Here is a 17,110-nt window from a genome sequence, read left to right as displayed (position 1 = left end):
GATCATGGAAAAATTCATCGTACACACCGGCGTCGTGGCGCCGCTCGATCGCGAGAATGTCGATACCGACGCGATCATTCCCAAGCAGTTCCTCAAGTCGATCAAGCGCACCGGCTTCGGGCCGAATGCCTTCGACGAATGGCGTTATCTCGACCACGGCGAGCCGGGCCAGGACAACTCGAAGCGTCCGCTGAATCCGGATTTCGTGCTGAACCAGCCGCGTTATCAGGGCGCCTCGGTCCTGCTCACGCGCAAGAACTTCGGCTGCGGCAGCTCGCGCGAGCACGCGCCGTGGGCGCTCGACCAGTACGGCTTCCGCGCGATCATCGCGCCGAGCTTCGCGGACATCTTCTATAACAACTGCTTCAAGAACGGCCTGCTGCCGATCGTACTTTCGGAATCGGACGTCGATCACCTGTTCAACGAGACGTACGCGTTCAACGGCTTCCAGCTCACGATCGATCTGGACAAGCAGGTCGTGCGCACGACGGACGGCTCGAAGGAATACCCGTTCGAAGTGGCCGCGTTCCGCCGCTACTGCCTCCTGAACGGCTTCGACGACATCGGCCTCACGCTGCGCCACGCCGACAAGATCCGCCAGTACGAAGCCGAGCGCCTCGCGCGCCAGCCGTGGCTGAACAACCGCGTGCTCTGATACTTGCACGTACGCACACTGAACATACAGCGAGGAATCACAGGATGAAGATTGCAGTGCTGCCGGGCGACGGCATCGGTCCCGAGATCGTCAAGGAAGCCGTGAAGGTGCTCAACGCGCTGGGCGAAAAGTTCGAACTGGAAGAGGCGCCCGTTGGCGGCGCGGGCTACGAGGCAAGCGGCCACCCGCTGCCCGAGGCAACGCTCGCGCTGGCTAAATCCGCCGACGCGATCCTGTTCGGCGCCGTGGGCGACTGGAAGTACGACAAGCTCGAGCGCGCGCTGCGTCCGGAGCAGGCCATTCTCGGCCTGCGCAAGCATCTGGAACTGTTCGCGAATTTCCGTCCGGCGATCTGCTATCCGCAGCTCACCGGCGCGTCGTCGCTGAAGCCGGAAATCGTTTCGGGCCTCGACATCCTGATCGTGCGCGAACTGAACGGCGACATCTATTTCGGCCAGCCGCGCGGCACGCGCGAAGCGCCGGACGGCAACTTCAAGGGCGCGCGCGAAGGCTTCGACACGATGCGCTATGCAGAGCCGGAAGTGCGCCGCATCGCTCACGTGGCGTTCCAGGCCGCGCAAAAGCGCCAGAAGAAGCTGACTTCGGTCGACAAGGCCAACGTGCTCGAAACATCGCAGTTCTGGAAGGACATCATGATCGATGTCTCGAAGGAATATCCGGACGTCGAGCTGTCGCACATGTACGTCGACAACGCGGCCATGCAGCTCGTGAAGGCGCCGAAGGCATTCGACGTGGTCGTGACCGGCAACATGTTCGGCGACATTCTCTCGGACGAAGCCGCGATGCTCACGGGCTCGATCGGCATGCTGCCCTCGGCCTCGCTCGACAAGAACAACAAGGGTCTGTACGAGCCGTCGCACGGTTCGGCGCCGGATATCGCGGGCAAGGGCATTGCCAACCCGCTCGCGACGATCCTTTCGGCAGCCATGATGCTGCGCTACTCGCTCGGCCGCCCGGAACAGGCGGACCGCATCGAGAACGCGGTGAAGAAGGTGCTGGAGCAAGGCTATCGCACCGCCGACATCGTCACCCCGGACTGCAAGCAGGTCGGCACCGTGGCGATGGGCGACGCGGTGGTCGCAGTGCTGTAACGCCGCACGAAGGGCATGCCGTTCCAGGCGTGCCTTTTTTGCTTCGCGCGCCTGATGAACGGGCGTCGCAAATAGCGGAAAGTATGGTTTTTTCCGCGCAATTTAACTGTTTCGTGTATATTGTTTCGATGGCGAAGATCTCCCCGATCACGACTGTTACGAACATCCGCGGCACGGCCCGCGCGATTTCGCTCGCCATTACCACGAAAACCACGATTACGAAAACGATCACCATTCGTTGATCGCTCGTCGTGCCCGCTCATCTTCCCCGCGCGGCCACGCCGGGCGAGCGAAGCGGGGAAGTGTCCATCTCAAGGGTTAGTCATGAACGTAGGTCTCGTAGGTTGGCGCGGCATGGTCGGCAGCGTGCTGATGCAGCGCATGCAGGAAGAACGTGATTTCGACCTGATCGAACCGGTGTTTTTCAGCACCAGCAACGCAGGCGGCGCGGCTCCGTCGTTCGCCAAAAACGAGACGAAGCTCAAGGACGCGAACAGCGTCGACGATCTCAAGAAGTGCGACATCATCATTACCTGCCAGGGTGGCGACTACACCAACGAGGTGTATCCGAAGCTGCGCGCGGCGGGCTGGACCGGCTACTGGATCGACGCAGCCTCGGCGCTGCGCATGAAGGACGACGCCGTCATCATCCTCGACCCGGTCAACCTCGGCGTCATCAAGGACGCGCTGGTCAAGGGTCAGAAGGACTTCGTCGGCGGCAACTGCACGGTCAGCCTCATGCTGATGGCGCTGGGCGGCCTGTTCCGCGAGAACCTCGTCGACTGGATGACGGCCATGACCTACCAGGCCGCTTCGGGCGCGGGCGCGCAGAACATGCGCGAACTGCTCTCGCAGATGGGCGCGCTCAACGCATCGGTTGCGAGCGACCTGGCGAATCCGTCGTCGGCGATCCTCGACATCGACCGCAAGGTGCTGGCCACCATGAACAGCGACGCCATGCCGACCGAACACTTCGGCGTGCCGCTCGCGGGCTCGCTGATCCCCTGGATCGACAAGGACCTCGGCAACGGCATGTCGAAGGAAGAGTGGAAGGGCGGCGCGGAAACCAACAAGATTCTCGGCAAGCCGGCCATGGGCCAGCCGGGCTCGATTCCGGTCGACGGCCTGTGCGTGCGTATCGGCGCGATGCGCTGCCACTCGCAGGCGCTCACGATCAAGCTGAAGAAGGACGTCCCGCTCGACGAGATCGACGGCATCCTCGCCTCGGCCAACGACTGGGTCAAGGTCGTGCCGAACCAGCGCGAGGCTTCGATGCGCGATCTCTCGCCGGCCGTGGTCACGGGTACGCTGTCGGTGCCGGTGGGCCGTCTGCGCAAGCTGGCGATGGGCGGCGAGTATCTGTCGGCCTTCACGGTGGGCGACCAGCTGCTGTGGGGTGCGGCGGAACCGCTGCGCCGCATGCTGCGCATTCTGCTCGACAAGTGAATGAATTAAACTACGCGGCTAATGACGCGTAGACAGGGTGAAAAGCGCCGCGCCAGTCGCGGCGCTTTTTTTATTGCAGGCTTTTCATTGCATGCATCGATGCAATCGCCCCGCAGCACACTCCTATTTGATCGACAGCCGCAAGAGCGGTATGCCAGGGCAACTGATGATCGTTCGATTTGATTCTGTTTTCGCCGCGCCTCGCGCGAAGCGCGCCCAAGGGCGGCGCGCCATCCGCGCCACCGTGGCGGCGGCGAGTTTCCTGTTCTGCGGCCTCGCCGCTGCGCAGGGCGGCGCGAGTGCGGCGCCAGGCGCTGCCGCCAGTGCCGCCACGGGTGCGTCTTCCGCCGCGGCGGCGGTGGGCAGCGCGGGACAATACACGGTTCGTCCCGGCCAATCGTTGCACGACGTGGCCGTCGACGTCACGCAGTCGCACGACAAGGCCACGCTCGCACGCATGAGCCAGGCGCTCTTCAATGCGAATCCCGGTGCGTTCATCAAGCAGGATCCCAGCCGCATGCGCGTGGGTGCGACGCTGAACGTGCCGGCTACGCCGGACGTTTCCAGCGCCGCGGCGGGCATCACGGCGGCACCGGGCGGGGCGGCTTCGGGTGGGGCTGCATCGGCGAGCGCTTCGGCTGCCGCCAGCGCGCCCGCAGCCGCGGTGGCGGCACCTGCCAGCACACCCACCGCTGCTTCGAGCGCTGCTGCTGAGGCTGTAGCGGCTGCATCGTCGGCGGCCGCCGCCGCAACGGGCGGCGCGAGTTCGGCCAGCACTGCCGCGACGATTGCGGCAACGGCTTCGGCAACCGCTCCGGCAGGCCCAGCGAGCAGCCCCGAAGCGGCTGCGCAAGGCGCTTCTGGCGCCGCTGCGCTGGGCGCCAGCGCTGCAGCGCCGGCGTCGGCGGCCAGCGACGCGCACGTGTGGAGCGGTTCGATCCAGTCGGCCCCGGCCGGCGGCGCATCGGCCCAGGGCGCGAAGGGCACGCCCGTGACGGTTTCCAGCCTGCAGCAGCTTCTAGCCTTGAAGAACCGCGTGCTGATGGCGTTGCAGCAGCACGGCATCGGCAAGCGGGCGCAGACGGCGGGCGGCGCTTCCGCAGGCGCGCCCGCTGCGCAAGGTGGCGCGCCTGTGCAGAACGGCGCGGCGAACGCCGGCCCGGCTGGCGGCCAACCGGAAGTCTCGCCGATCGCCATGGGTGCCGTGGCGGCGGTCGTCGTGGCGCTGCTGGCGTTGTTCGTGCGCCTGCTCATGCGCAAGCGCAAGAAACCGGCTGAGCAGGCGCCTGAGGCCTCGCCCGAAGCGCACGAGCCGACGCCGTCTGCATCGGCTGCTGCCGCCGCGCCTGTGGCCGAGGCAACGCCGGTATTGCCCGAGCCGGTTACGCGCGCCGGGGATGAACCGGGCGTCAACGAAGTCGCGCCTGTCGAGGAAGCGAAGTTTGTGCCGCCGGTCGAGCCGGCCGAACCCGCAGCGGACGAAGTCGCGATCACGCCGGTGCCCACGCCAGCCGTGACTGCCGCGCCGCTCGAGCACGACGAAGCGCTGCCGCCGACCCTCACGGACAGGCTGCACCCGGCCGCCCCGCAAGAGCCCGCAGTTGCGCAGGAAGATCACGCAGCACACGAACTGCCGCACGGCGTCGAACCGGGCGAACCGCAGACCCTTGCCGACGCAACCGAAGCCGCCAGCCTTGCCGCCGCGGCGGAGCTGGGCGCGGATGCACTGCCGCCCGAAAGTGCTGGTGCGCCGCGTACAGCCGAAGCCGCCCAGGCGCTGGCGCGCACGCTGGAGGAACCGGCGCGCGCCCAACAGCCTGCTATGCCCGGCATCGCGCTCGACTTCGGCGACGGCGCACCGCAAGCCGCGCAAGCGCCGCAGGCCGAACCGCCCGTCGCGACACCGCCCGTCGGTGAAGCCTTCGAGCGCCCGCCGGAGCCGCTTGCCGCACCTGAAATTGCGTCAGTCCCCGCAGTCACCGCAGAAGACACGAGCTATGCCGAAGTGCCGATCGCGTTCCCGCACGACGCAATAGAGGCGCTGGGCGGCCTCGACCTGCCTCTGCCGCCGCGCATCGGGGAGCCGGTCATACCCACGCAGCCGCTCTCGACCGAGCCGGCCGCCACACCCGAGGCCTCGGCGCGTCTTGCGTCGCCGTTCTTCGAGCCGCCTGCGCCGCTGGCGGGCCAGGCCATCGAGGCGGGTACGGCGGGCTCAGGCGCGCTCGCGGGCCTCGGCGCGCCGCGCTTTGGCGCGCTCACGCTCGACTTCGACCTGAACCTGCCGCCCGATGCGGCCGAGCCGCTGCCGGTCTTCACGCCCGAGCAGCTCGCGCGCATCGCGCGCAACAAGCTCGATCTCGCGCACGAATACATCGCGCTTGGCGACGTGTCGGGCGCCCGCTCGCTCATCAACGAAGTGATCGAGTCGAACGATCCGGCCACGCGCAGCGACGCGCAGGCGCTGCTGTCGACGCTCGCTCCGCTTTCGTGACGCTGCCGCAAGCCGTATGCGTATCGCGCTAGGAATCCAGTACGACGGCGCCGCGTTTTGCGGCTGGCAGTCGCAGCCGCACGGCAAGACGGTGCAGGACGCGCTCGAGCGCGCGCTGCGCGAGTTCGCCACCGTGCCGCTGCCCACCATCGTCGCCGGCCGCACCGACACGGGCGTGCACGGACTCGGCCAGGTGGTGCACTTCGACACCGGCCTCGACCGCACGCCGTTCTCCTGGGTGCGCGGCACCAATGCGTTCCTGCCGTCCACGGTGGCCGTGCAGTGGGCCAAGCCGATGCCCGAGGCGTTCCACGCACGCTTCGCGGCGTTCGAGCGCACCTACTACTACGTGCTCTACGTGAACCCCGTGCGCTCGCCGATGCTGGCGGCCCGCGCGGGCTGGATCCACACGCCGCTCGACGTCGATGCCATGCGCGAGGCGGCGGCGCACCTCATCGGCGAGCACGATTTTTCGTCGTTTCGCTCGTCGGAGTGCCAGGCGAAGACGCCGGTCAAGCATCTGTACCAGATCGACATCCGGCCGCAGGGCGACTTCATCCACTTCCGCTTTCGCGCCAACGCGTTCCTGCACCACATGGTGCGCAACCTCATGGGTTGCCTCGTGGCCGTGGGGCGAGGGCGCTATCCGGCCGCATGGATGGCCGAAGTGCTGGCGGGCCGCGACCGCACCGTGGCCGCGCCGACCTTCATGCCCGATGGCCTCTATCTCGCCCAGGTAGGCTATCCTGATGAGTTCGCGGTACCCGCGCCGCATACCGCCAGCGTGCCGTGGAGCGCGATCTGGAGCGACGCGCCCGAAGGCCGTGCCTGAGGCTGCTCCGCGGATCGCACCCGCAATCCCGGCGCGATTGAAGCATCGGAATGAATCATTGAAACCTACACTGCACCTGGAACCATGACGTCAGCCGAGCAACTCGCCCCCGCGCACCGCACCCGCATCAAGCTGTGCGGACTTTCGACGCCCGAGGCGGTTGCGCACGCCGTCGACCTCGGCGCCGACGCCGTCGGTTTCGTGTTCTACCCGCCGAGCCCCCGTTCGGTGAGCGTGGCGCAGGCGGTCGAACTCACGCACGACCTGCCGCCGTTCGTTTCGGTCGTGGGCCTCTTCGTGAACGCCACGCCGCAGTGGATGAGCGAAGTGGCGAGCAACGTCTCGCTCACCATGCTGCAGTTCCACGGCGACGAAACGCCCGAGCAGTGCGAGTCGCTGGCTTCGGTTGCCGGTTTGCCCTGGTTGCGCGCGCTACGGGTGGCGGCCGATACTCGGCAGGCCGATTTGATAGAATCGGCTAATCGTTATTCATCAGCCAGCGGCCTGTTGTTCGACACCCATGTCGAAGGTTACGGCGGCGGCGGAAAGGTCTTCGATTGGTCACTTATTCCCGCAGGGCTCGCGCGTCGGGCCGTTTTGAGTGGTGGCTTGAACGCGCAAAACGTCGGTGATGCGATTCGCCAGGTGCGTCCGTTCGCCGTCGATGTCTCCAGTGGCATCGAGGTTCCGGGCGCAAAGGGCGTGAAGGATCACGCCCGCATGGCGGCGTTCGTGCGCGCAGTGCGCGAAGCGGACGCGGGATGAATCCGGGGCGCATGCCCCTTTGGCCGGCACGGCCCGCGCAACGCGGGTCTTTCCAAGCCCGGCCGAGCGAGTGACTTATGTACAATTTGCCAGATGAACGCGGCCATTTCGGCCCTTATGGCGGCGTATTCGCCGCCGAAACCCTCATGCAGGCGATCGACGAACTGCGCGACGCCTACGCGAAATACAAGGACGATCCCGACTTCCGCGCCGAATATGAGCGCGAGTTGAAGCATTTCGTCGGCCGTCCGTCGCCGATTTATCACGCGCAGCGCTGGAGCGAGTTGCTGGGCGGCGCGCAGATCTATCTCAAGCGCGAAGACCTGAATCACACCGGCGCGCACAAGATCAACAACGTGATCGGCCAGGCGCTGCTCGCCAAGCGGATGGGCAAGCCGCGCGTGATCGCCGAAACCGGCGCCGGGCAGCACGGCGTGGCGACCGCCACCATCGCGGCGCGCTTCGGCATGGAGTGCGTGGTCTACATGGGCGCCGAGGACGTGCGCCGCCAGGCCGCCAACGTCTACCGCATGAAGCTGCTGGGCGCGACCGTGGTTCCGGTCGAATCGGGCTCCCGCACGCTCAAGGACGCGCTCAACGAAGCCATGCGCGACTGGGTCACCAACGTCGAAAACACCTTCTACATCATCGGCACCGTGGCGGGCCCGCATCCGTACCCGATGATGGTGCGCGACTTCCAGCGCGTGATCGGCGACGAGTGCCGCGTGCAGATGCCTGAAATGACGGGACGCCAGCCCGATTCCGTGATCGCCTGCGTGGGCGGCGGATCGAACGCGATGGGCATCTTTTACCCGTATATCGACGACGCTTCCGTGCAGTTGATCGGCGTCGAGCCCGCCGGCGACGGCATGGAGACAGGCCGTCACGCCGCTTCGCTCGCAGCGGGCACCGTGGGCGTGCTGCACGGCAACCGCACGTATCTGCTGCAGGACGAGAACGGCCAGATCATCGAGACGCATTCGATCTCGGCGGGCCTCGACTATCCGGGTGTCGGTCCCGAGCACGCGTGGCTCAAGGACAGCGGCCGCGCGCAGTACGTGACCATCGACGACGAGGAAGCGCTCAAGGGTTTCCATGACTGCTGCCGCATCGAAGGCATCATTCCCGCGCTCGAATCGAGCCACGCGCTCGCGTACGCGGCGAAGCTCGCGCCCACGTTGCCGAAGGAGAAAATCCTGCTGGTGAACCTGTCGGGCCGGGGCGACAAGGACATGCACACGGTCGCCGAGCGATCGGGCATCCAGTTCTGAGCGCCCGGAGCGACATAAGCGATGCGTGACGAGTTCGACGAGCCGGAAGTGCCGGCGCCCGTGAGCGAGGTGAACACGGAGGTGAGCGCCGAGGTGAACGCAGATGCGGCTGTTCTGGAAGCCGCCGAAGCGGTCGCCAATGCAGCCGCCGGGTCACCCGCACTCGCCACGGTGCCGGAAACCATCCGGCTCCTGAACCGCGATTTTCTGACCGATGCAGCCAGCCTGCCCGACGCCTCGATCGACCTGATCGTCGCCGACCCGCCCTACGGGCTCGGCAAGGACTACGGCAACGACTCCGACATGCGTTCGGGCGAGAACTTTCTCGCCTGGACGTACGAATGGCTCGACCTGGCGATTCCGAAGCTCAAGCCCACGGGCTCGCTCTACGTGTTCTGCACGTGGCAGTACGCGCCCGAGATCTTCGTCTATCTCAAGTCGAAACTCACGATGATCAACGAGATCGTCTGGGATCGTCGCGTACCCAGCATGGGTGGCACGACGCGCCGTTTCACCTCGGTGCACGACAACATCGGTTTCTTCGCGGTGTCGAAGGATTACTACTTCGATCTCGATCCCGTCCGCATCCCGTACGATGCCGCCACGAAGAAGGCGCGTTCGCGCAAGTTGTTCGAAGGAAGCAAGTGGCTGGAGCTCGGCTACAACCCCAAGGACGTCTGGTCTGTCTCGCGGCTGCATCGCCAGCATGCGGAGCGCGTGGATCATCCCACCCAGAAGCCCCTGGAAATCGTCGAGCGCATGGTGCTCGCAAGCTGCCCGCCGGGCGGCCGCGTGCTGGACCCGTTCATGGGCAGCGGCACCACGGCAGTGGCTTGCGCACGTCAGCAGCGCGAATTCGTCGGCTATGAAATTAACGAAAGTTACTGCGCGATCGCGCGCGAACGCGTCGGCGCGGCCGCCGCAAGCGCCGTTGCGGCCGGCGCCTGATGCGCCGCCGCCGGACCCGCGCGCAGTAACGCCTAAAGCTGAGGACCCTGAAATGTCCCGTATCAAGACCACGTTCGAGGCGCTCGCCGCCCAAGGCCGCAAAGGCCTGATCCCTTTCATGACGGCAGGCGACCCCGATCCCGCGCGAACCGTCGAGTTCATGCACGCGCTGGCCGCCGGCGGCGCCGATGTCATCGAGCTGGGCGTGCCGTTTTCCGACCCGATGGCCGACGGTCCCGTGATCCAGCAGTCGTCCGAGCGCGCGCTCGAGAAGGGCGTGACGCTCAGGAGCGTGCTTGCCGACGTGAAGCGCTTCCGCGAAACCGACGACAGGACGCCCGTCGTGCTGATGGGTTACGCGAACCCCATCGAGCGCATGGGTGCCGATGCGTTCGCGCAGGCCGCGAAGGAAGCGGGCGTGGACGGCGTGCTCGTGGTGGACTATCCGCCCGAGGAGTCGGTCGAGTTCGCGGCGAAGATGAAGGCCGCCGACATCGATCCGATCTTCCTGCTCGCGCCCACTTCGACCGAGGCGCGCATCGCCGAAGTGGGTCAGGCCGCGAGCGGCTATGTTTATTACGTCTCGCTCAAGGGCGTGACGGGCGCAGCGAATCTGGACGTTTCGAGCATCGCGGATAAAATCCCGGCGATCAAGAAGCATGTCTCGCTGCCCGTGGGGGTGGGCTTCGGCATTCGCGACGCGCAAACGGCCGCTGCCGTTGCGCAGGTTTCGGACGCCGTGGTGATCGGCAGCCGCATCGTTCAGTTGCTCGAACGGGCCACGCCGGAGACGGCCGCCGACACGCTCACGGAGTTCATCACGGGCATTCGCGCGGCGCTGGACCAGGTCTCCGTCGCGTAGGGCCACGGGCCAGGGCCTGTCATTGGCGTGAACAGGCCCTGGCGTAGTTGGCTGGATTCGAGACTGCTGTAAAATCCACTTTTCGCCATGCGCGGTCGGGGTCGGAACCCGGTCGGTTTTACCGATCGGACGATGAAACGGTCCGCCGCGCCCGCGCATCACGAAGGTCAAGGAAGGAACATCAATGAGCTGGCTCGATAAACTGCTGCCGCCCAAGATCAAGCAAACCGATCCGAAAAGCCGCAAGAGCATTCCGGAAGGGTTGTGGATCAAGTGCCCGTCGTGCGAGGCGGTTCTGTACCGCAACGACGTCGAGGCGAATCTCCACGTCTGCCCGAAGTGCGATCACCACATGCGCATCGGCGCGCGCGAGCGTCTGGACGGCCTGCTCGATCCGGAAGGCCGCTATGAAATCGGTCAGGAAATCATCCCGGTCGACGCGCTCAAGTTCAAGGACAGCCGCAAGTATCCGGACCGCCTGAAAGAGGCGATGGACGAAACCGGCGAAACCGACGCCATGGTGGTGATGGGCGGCGCGATCCGCACGTTGCCCGTGGTGGTGGCCTGCTTCGAGTTCTCGTTCATGGGCGGGTCGATGGGTTCGGTGGTCGGCGAGCGCTTCGCGCGCGGCGCGCAAAACGCGCTCGAGCAGCAGGTGCCGTTCATCTGCTTCACGGCTTCGGGCGGCGCGCGCATGCAGGAAAGCCTGCTTTCGCTCATGCAGATGGCCAAGACCACGGCCATGCTGACGAAGCTGGCCGAAGCCCGGCTGCCGTTCATTTCCGTGCTGACCGACCCGACGATGGGCGGCGTTTCGGCGAGCTTCGCGTTCCTCGGCGACGTGGTGATCGCCGAGCCGAAGGCGCTGATCGGCTTTGCCGGCCCGCGCGTGATCGAGCAGACCGTGCGCGAAAAGCTGCCGGAAGGCTTCCAGCGCGCCGAATTCCTGCTGCAGAAGGGCGCGATCGACATGATCGTGGATCGCCGCAAGCTGCGTGACGAAATCGCGCAAATGCTGGCTCTGCTGCAGCGTCAGCCCGCCGACGCAGTGGCCTGAGCCCTGCCTCGAGCGATCGGCGGCGCGGCACGCGCCGCAAGCCGCAACGCTTTACCCAACGCGCCGCGTGCGAAAGCAAGCGGCGCGTTGTCATTTCCGCGATAATGCCGTTCTTTCGCAGCGGATCATTCGCGTGAACCCGCCGCCGCTGGCGGCGTCTCACGCGCAGCACCTGGCCATTTCTATCCTGATGAGTACCTTTCCCTCCCTCGACGCGTGGCTCACGCACCTCGAAACTGCGCATCCGGTCGGCATCGACATGGGGCTGGATCGCATCCGTCAGGTGAAGGACGCGCTGGACCTCAAGTTCGACTGCCCGATCATCACGGTTGGCGGCACGAACGGGAAGGGCTCGACCTGCGCGATCCTCGAAACGATCCTGCTCAAGGCGGGCTATCACGTGGGCTGTCACACCTCGCCGCATCTGCTCGCGTTCAACGAGCGCGCGCGCGTGGACGGCCAGCAGGCCAGCGACGCCGAGCTGCTGCCGCACTTCGAGGCCGTGGAAGCCGCGCGCAATGCGCTCGCCACGCCCGTTACGCTCACGTACTTCGAGTTCACGACGCTCGCGATCATGCATCTGTTCGCCTCGCGCGGGCTCGACGCGGTGATCTTCGAGGTGGGTCTGGGCGGGCGTCTGGATGCCGTCAACGTGCTCGACACCGATTGCGCGATCATTACGAGCATCGACCTCGATCACACGGAGTACCTCGGCGACACGCGCGAGAAGATCGCGTTCGAGAAGGCCGGCATCTTCCGGGCAGGCAAGCCCGCGATCTGCGCCGATCCGATGGCGCCGCAGTCGCTCATCGACCATGCTGAGGCGATCGGCGCCGAACTGTGGCTCTTCGGCCGCGATTTCCGCTACGAAGGGCAACCCGGCAACGAGCGCCAGCAATGGAGCTACGTGGGCCCGACCATGCGGCGCTCGGCGCTGGCTTATCCGGCGCTGCGCGGCGCGAACCAGCTGATCAACACCTCGGCCGCGCTCGCGGGCCTCGAGTCGCTGCGCGAGAGGCTGCCGGTTTCCGCGCAGGACATCCGCCTCGGCCTCGCCAACGTCGAACTGCCGGGGCGCTTCCAGGTGCTGCCGGGCAAGCCGTCGATCATCCTCGACGTCGGCCACAACCCGCACGCGGCAGCCGTGCTCGCGCAAAACCTCGGCAGCATGGGCTATTTCCCGTACACCTACGCGGTGTTCGGCGCGATGCGCGACAAGGACATCGCGGGCGTGATCGAGCACCTGAAGGGCGAGATCGACCACTGGTGCGTGACCGATCTGCCGCTGCCGCGCGCGGCCACGGCCGCGCAGCTCGAAGACGTGCTGCGCGATGCGGGCGTGACGGACGGCGCCGATAGCAGCGTCACGCGCTATGAAAATCCCGCTGCCGCCTTCCAAGATGCGCTAAAACGTGCAACCGAAAATGATAGAATTATTGTTTTCGGAAGTTTTCTGACGGTTGCCGGGGTCATGGCCTGGCGAAAGTCGCAGCAGCACTGACCGCCCGGCATCGCACGCCGCCCACGTAAGACAGGCCAGGTAGGCCAACAGCAAGCCATACATGGGAATTTTCTCGTTCGGCAAGAAAGATGACGCTGACGCGCCCCGCCGGCGCGGCACCGAGTCCGGCTCCAGCCGGCGCAGCAATCCGGGCGCGCGCGTGGAGCGGCGCAGCCGCCGGCCGGACCGGTCGGGCGACGCCGAGGCGATGCTGCTCGACCCCACGCTCCCTGAAAAGCAACGCGCGCGCCGCCGGCTTGTCGGCGCGATCGCGCTGGTGCTCGCGGCCATCGTGATCCTGCCGATGGTGCTCGATTCGCACCCGAAACCCGTCACCGACGACATCGCCATCGACATTCCGAGCCGCCCGGCCGACAAGGCCGCCGCGCGCCAGCACGACGCCGAAGACACGCAAGCCGGCGTCGCCCCCGACGATCCCGCAGCCGCACAGGCGACGCCTGGCGCGTCGGGCCTCGCGGCCGCTTCGAGCGCCGCGGCCACGCAGAGCGCCCAAAGCACGGATAAATCGCCGGCAACGGCAGCGAAAAAGCCCGCCCAGGCGGCAGCCGCTGCGGCCCAGTCGACCCAAACCGCTCAAACGCAAAAGCCGGCTGCCAGGCCGGCGGTGTCGGCCAGCACGGCCATTGCCGCGAACAGCAAGCAGACGACTGCCGCAAACGACAACGCCGGTAGCAGCGACGGCAACGGTGCGAAAGCCGAATCCGCCACGCCGGCGGCGCCTCCGGGCGCGCGTTACGCGGTGCAGCTCGGCGCGTTCTCGAACGGCACGACAGCGAACAATTGGGTAACGAAGTTGAAAGCGGCAGGCGTACCCGCATATACCGAACAGCGTAAGGAAGCAGACGGCACGACGCGCACGCTGCTGCGCGCGGGCCCGTTCCCGGACCGCGCTTCGGCCACGGCGGCGATCGCCAGGGTGCGCGGCGCCGGCCTGATGGCGGGCTCGAACGCCAACGCGGAATAAGCCGTCGATGTTCACGGCATTCGACTACGCTGTAATGGCGGTGATCGGCCTGTCGGCGCTGCGTGGCGCGTGGCGGGGCTTGATCGGCGAGATTTTTGGATTGATCGGCTGGATCGCGGCGTTGCTCGTGGCCTGCCGCTACGTGGACCGCGTGGTGCCCTGGATTCCGGCGAACTGGCCGGGCGGGGCGCTCACCCAGTGGCTGATCGCCTTCGCGCTGATCGTCATTGCCGTGGTGCTCGTAGCCGGCGTGGGCAACGCACTGATCGGCCGTCTGGTGCAGGTGAGCGGATTGTCCGGCGTGGACCGTTCGCTCGGGATGATGTTCGGCCTCGTGCGAGGCGTCGTGCTGGTGCTGATCCTCGTCGTCCTCGGCGGGCTGACCGAGCTGCCCCAGCAGGACTTCTGGCGCCACGCGCTGCTGCGGCCTTATGCCGTGCAGGGCGTGCTCGAACTGAAACCGCTGTTGCCCGAGGCGCTCGCGGCCTACGTTCACGTCTGATCAGAAACTGATCGGACGCGATGCGAGGCGCGGCTTCGCGGCAACGCTGCCCATTTGCGGCGCTCGACCGGTGTTGGTGAAGCTGGGCGGCCCGCGACCGATTTCGCTTTTTTGAAGGACCTGCCATGTGCGGCATCGTAGGCGTAGTTTCCCGCTCTCCCGTCAACCAGCTCCTCTATGACGCGCTGCTGCTGCTGCAGCACCGCGGTCAGGACGCGGCCGGCATTGCCACCGCGAACGGCAGCACGTTCCACATGCACAAGGCCAACGGCATGGTGCGCGACGTGTTCCGCACGCGCAACATGCGCAGCCTCCCCGGCACCAGCGGCATCGGCCAGGTGCGCTACCCGACGGCCGGCTCGGCGTCGAGCGAAGAAGAGGCCCAGCCGTTCTACGTGAACGCGCCGTTCGGCATCGTGCTCTCCCACAACGGCAATCTCACGAACTGGCAACAGTTGAAGGAAGAGATGTTCCGCGTGGACCGCCGCCACGTGAACACCAACTCCGACACCGAAGTGCTGCTCAACGTGCTTGCGCACGAAGTGCAGCTCGCCACTTCGGGCCTCGAACTCGATCCGGCGACGCTCTTCAAGGCGGTTTCGGGTGTGCACCGCCGTCTGCGCGGCTCGTACGCCATCGTCTCGCTGATCGCCGGCTACGGTCTGCTCGCGTTCCGCGACCCGTTTGGCATTCGCCCGCTGTGCATCGGCAGGATGGAGACGCCCGAAGGCACCGAGTGGATGGTCGCATCGGAATCGGTGGCGCTCGAAGGCATCGGTTTCGAGTTCGTGCGCGACGTTCGCCCGGGCGAGGCGGTGTTCATCGACTTCGACGGCAATTTCCACTCGCAGCAATGCGCCACGGCGCCGACGCTCAACCCCTGCATCTTCGAACTCGTCTATCTCGCGCGTCCGGACTCGGTGCTCGACGGCGTGCCCGTGTACAACGCGCGTCTGCGCATGGGCGACTATCTCGCCGAGAAGATCAAGCGCGAGCTGCCCGACGTGAAGATCGACGTGGTCATGCCGATTCCCGATTCGTCGCGCCCCGCGGCCATGCAGGTCGCGAACAAGCTCGGCGTGGAGTATCGCGAGGGCTTCTTCAAGAACCGTTACGTGGGCCGTACCTTCATCATGCCGGGCCAGGCCATGCGCAAGAAGTCGGTGCGCCAGAAGCTCAACGCCATGGGCATCGAGTTCAAGGGCAAGAACGTCCTGATCATCGACGACTCGATCGTGCGCGGCACAACCTCGCAGGAAATCGTGCAGATGGCGCGCGACGCCGGCGCGACCAAGGTGATCTTCGCCTCGGCGGCGCCGCCCGTGAAGTACCCGAACGTCTACGGCATCGACATGCCTACGCGCGGCGAACTCGTCGCGCACGGCCGCACCGATGACGAGGTGGCGCGCATCATCGGCGCGGATCACCTCGTGTATCAGGACGTGGAGTCGCTCAAGCAGGCCGTACGCGACATCAATCCGGAGTTGAAGGAGTTCGAGGCTTCGTGCTTCGACGGCGACTACATCACCGGCGACATCACGAGCACGTACCTCGACAACATCGAGACGGCACGCCTCGCGCCCCAGGCGCAGTCGGACCGCGACGCCGCCAGCGACGCGATGGACGGCGGCTCCCGCTCGCAGTTGCATCTGCAGCTCTCGGTGGAGTGATCCGTTCGGCAAACGCGAGCGTGATGCTCGCGTTTGCGCCGAGTCCGAAAGCCCGCTTTCTGCCTATGCAAAAGCGGGCTTTTTTGCGCCCGTGCGTGCAGGATCGAAGCCTGATTGTTCACAACACGAAGATTCTGTTTCGGCAGCGCCGCCGAAGCCACCGAGCGCTTCGGGCATTCCGAAACGGCCTATACGTACGCGCGCGTCTCAAACCCCTTCAGAACGCGTTAGGACGAGGACGCAATGTGCGGGAGACGGTATCCCATACGGCGATCGCCTCGCTTTCCGTGAGTGACGCTTTTTTCAGGTCGTATCCCGTGAAACCATTAAAGTCCCCGTTGTCCATATCGAGGACAAGGTAGGGGGTCATTGCGCCACTGACCGTGGTGTTGGCCTCCAACGAGAACATATGTCCGGGAATCCTCGCCGTTGTTGTACCAGAAACCAGTAGCTCATTGGCCGCGAGGTCGTGGAGGCTTACAGGTCCGGTTCGGATAATTCGACCGTTACTATCCTTCATGACAGCCTGTACCTGTGGCAGACGGTTCGGAAGGGCATCTTTCTGCAACCCGCGTAAATCGGTGTCAGAGGTCAGATCAAACGACACATCGGGCCGGTCCTTTAATGCGAAGAGAGTACCGACATTTTCGCCAGTGGCTGCCTTGCGTGGCAAGAAACCATCCTTGAAACATACACCGGGCTCGCCAGGAATCTCGTCATCCGGGCGGCCACGAACGCTCGAAGCGAGGTTGAGAACCAGTCGGGTTTTTTGGGGAACGTCGTTCACCTTCCAGTCCTTCAATTCATATGGCGTACCCTTCATCCTAACTTCGAATTCGGAATGAATTGAATCAGTTGCCTCGATTCGAAGCTTTATTTGGTATCCGGCATCCCATTTGTACGCTTCAACGGCACGGCCCAGGTCAGCGGTATCGTCAAGATCGCCCAACGTGACGAAGTAGCGGCTGTGCGGCGTGTTTGGCACCTGTCCATAGTCGTACAACACCCGG

The 17,110-nt window shown here is 65.7% G+C and carries 15 protein-coding genes; 14 read left to right on the top strand and 1 reads right to left on the bottom strand.

The features are described from left to right. The first annotated feature begins 4 nt into the window (after positions 1-4). The 14 genes from leuD (at position 5) to purF (ending at position 16,100) form a co-directional block, all read left to right on the top strand. On the top strand, positions 5-655 hold the full coding sequence (gene leuD / locus BHE01S_RS34690; RefSeq protein ID WP_042272794.1) for a 3-isopropylmalate dehydratase small subunit: 651 nt from the start codon (positions 5-7) through the stop codon (positions 653-655). Positions 656-699: 44 nt separating this feature from the next. Continuing rightward, positions 700-1,767 carry a 3-isopropylmalate dehydrogenase gene (gene leuB, locus BHE01S_RS34685; RefSeq protein WP_042272792.1) on the top strand — a complete coding sequence of 356 codons (1,068 nt, stop codon included), beginning with the start codon at positions 700-702 and terminating at the stop codon, positions 1,765-1,767. Positions 1,768-2,091: 324 nt separating this feature from the next. After that, a complete protein-coding gene (gene asd, locus BHE01S_RS34680; RefSeq protein WP_042272789.1) occupies positions 2,092-3,213 on the top strand; it encodes an aspartate-semialdehyde dehydrogenase in 1,122 nt (373 codons plus the stop codon). A 166-nt stretch (positions 3,214-3,379) separates the two neighbouring features. After that, on the top strand, positions 3,380-5,707 hold the full coding sequence (locus BHE01S_RS34675; protein WP_042272819.1) for a FimV/HubP family polar landmark protein: 2,328 nt from the start codon (positions 3,380-3,382) through the stop codon (positions 5,705-5,707). A 16-nt stretch (positions 5,708-5,723) separates the two neighbouring features. Further along, complete coding sequence (gene truA, locus BHE01S_RS34670) at positions 5,724-6,539, top strand: tRNA pseudouridine(38-40) synthase TruA (RefSeq protein ID WP_042272787.1); 816 nt, start codon at positions 5,724-5,726, stop codon at positions 6,537-6,539. A gap of 84 nt (positions 6,540-6,623) precedes the next feature. Further along, on the top strand, positions 6,624-7,304 hold the full coding sequence (locus tag BHE01S_RS34665; RefSeq protein WP_042272784.1) for a phosphoribosylanthranilate isomerase: 681 nt from the start codon (positions 6,624-6,626) through the stop codon (positions 7,302-7,304). A gap of 77 nt (positions 7,305-7,381) precedes the next feature. Then, entirely contained in the window at positions 7,382-8,575 is a 1,194-nt protein-coding gene (gene trpB / locus BHE01S_RS34660; RefSeq protein ID WP_042272783.1) for a tryptophan synthase subunit beta, read from the top strand. A gap of 21 nt (positions 8,576-8,596) precedes the next feature. Continuing rightward, positions 8,597-9,523 carry a DNA-methyltransferase gene (locus BHE01S_RS34655; protein ID WP_042272780.1) on the top strand — a complete coding sequence of 309 codons (927 nt, stop codon included), beginning with the start codon at positions 8,597-8,599 and terminating at the stop codon, positions 9,521-9,523. 52 nt (positions 9,524-9,575) lie between these two features. Next, a complete protein-coding gene (trpA, locus tag BHE01S_RS34650) occupies positions 9,576-10,385 on the top strand; it encodes a tryptophan synthase subunit alpha (RefSeq protein ID WP_042272778.1) in 810 nt (269 codons plus the stop codon). Between the two features lie 184 nt (positions 10,386-10,569). After that, positions 10,570-11,442 carry an acetyl-CoA carboxylase, carboxyltransferase subunit beta gene (gene accD, locus BHE01S_RS34645; RefSeq protein WP_042272776.1) on the top strand — a complete coding sequence of 291 codons (873 nt, stop codon included), beginning with the start codon at positions 10,570-10,572 and terminating at the stop codon, positions 11,440-11,442. A 190-nt stretch (positions 11,443-11,632) separates the two neighbouring features. After that, positions 11,633-12,943 carry a bifunctional tetrahydrofolate synthase/dihydrofolate synthase gene (gene folC, locus BHE01S_RS34640; RefSeq protein ID WP_042272817.1) on the top strand — a complete coding sequence of 437 codons (1,311 nt, stop codon included), beginning with the start codon at positions 11,633-11,635 and terminating at the stop codon, positions 12,941-12,943. A 61-nt stretch (positions 12,944-13,004) separates the two neighbouring features. Next, the gene (locus BHE01S_RS34635) at positions 13,005-13,928 is read left to right on the top strand and encodes an SPOR domain-containing protein (RefSeq protein WP_042272773.1); all 924 of its coding nucleotides are present in this window, start codon (positions 13,005-13,007) and stop codon (positions 13,926-13,928) included. A gap of 7 nt (positions 13,929-13,935) precedes the next feature. Next, complete coding sequence (locus BHE01S_RS34630) at positions 13,936-14,430, top strand: CvpA family protein (protein ID WP_042272771.1); 495 nt, start codon at positions 13,936-13,938, stop codon at positions 14,428-14,430. A 125-nt stretch (positions 14,431-14,555) separates the two neighbouring features. Continuing rightward, entirely contained in the window at positions 14,556-16,100 is a 1,545-nt protein-coding gene (purF, locus tag BHE01S_RS34625) for an amidophosphoribosyltransferase (protein ID WP_042272769.1), read from the top strand. Positions 16,101-16,317: 217 nt separating this feature from the next. Here the strand turns inward: purF and BHE01S_RS38595 are convergent. Beyond that, positions 16,318-17,110, bottom strand: a 793-nt coding sequence (locus BHE01S_RS38595) for a T6SS immunity protein Tli4 family protein (protein WP_042272766.1), incomplete at its 5' end; no start/stop codon positions are given.

It is taken from the genome of Paraburkholderia heleia NBRC 101817 (assembly GCF_000739775.1).
Lineage (GTDB): Bacteria > Pseudomonadota > Gammaproteobacteria > Burkholderiales > Burkholderiaceae > Paraburkholderia > Paraburkholderia heleia.
This window is presented reverse-complemented; position numbering and strand designations above follow the sequence as displayed.

Bases quoted from the DNA above. Each gene is read 5' to 3' on its own strand.
- asd (WP_042272789.1), top strand. From the start codon at position 2,092: ATGAACGTAGGTCTCGTAGGTTGGCGCGGCATGGTCGGCAGCGTGCTG.
- trpB (WP_042272783.1), top strand. From the start codon at position 7,382: ATGTACAATTTGCCAGATGAACGCGGCCATTTCGGCCCTTATGGCGGC.
- BHE01S_RS34635 (WP_042272773.1), top strand. From the start codon at position 13,005: ATGGGAATTTTCTCGTTCGGCAAGAAAGATGACGCTGACGCGCCCCGC.
- truA (WP_042272787.1), top strand. From the start codon at position 5,724: ATGCGTATCGCGCTAGGAATCCAGTACGACGGCGCCGCGTTTTGCGGC.
- folC (WP_042272817.1), top strand. From the start codon at position 11,633: ATGAGTACCTTTCCCTCCCTCGACGCGTGGCTCACGCACCTCGAAACT.
- trpA (WP_042272778.1), top strand. From the start codon at position 9,576: ATGTCCCGTATCAAGACCACGTTCGAGGCGCTCGCCGCCCAAGGCCGC.
- BHE01S_RS34655 (WP_042272780.1), top strand. From the start codon at position 8,597: ATGCGTGACGAGTTCGACGAGCCGGAAGTGCCGGCGCCCGTGAGCGAG.
- BHE01S_RS34630 (WP_042272771.1), top strand. From the start codon at position 13,936: ATGTTCACGGCATTCGACTACGCTGTAATGGCGGTGATCGGCCTGTCG.
- BHE01S_RS34675 (WP_042272819.1), top strand. From the start codon at position 3,380: ATGATCGTTCGATTTGATTCTGTTTTCGCCGCGCCTCGCGCGAAGCGC.
- accD (WP_042272776.1), top strand. From the start codon at position 10,570: ATGAGCTGGCTCGATAAACTGCTGCCGCCCAAGATCAAGCAAACCGAT.
- purF (WP_042272769.1), top strand. From the start codon at position 14,556: ATGTGCGGCATCGTAGGCGTAGTTTCCCGCTCTCCCGTCAACCAGCTC.
- leuD (WP_042272794.1), top strand. From the start codon at position 5: ATGGAAAAATTCATCGTACACACCGGCGTCGTGGCGCCGCTCGATCGC.
- BHE01S_RS34665 (WP_042272784.1), top strand. From the start codon at position 6,624: ATGACGTCAGCCGAGCAACTCGCCCCCGCGCACCGCACCCGCATCAAG.
- leuB (WP_042272792.1), top strand. From the start codon at position 700: ATGAAGATTGCAGTGCTGCCGGGCGACGGCATCGGTCCCGAGATCGTC.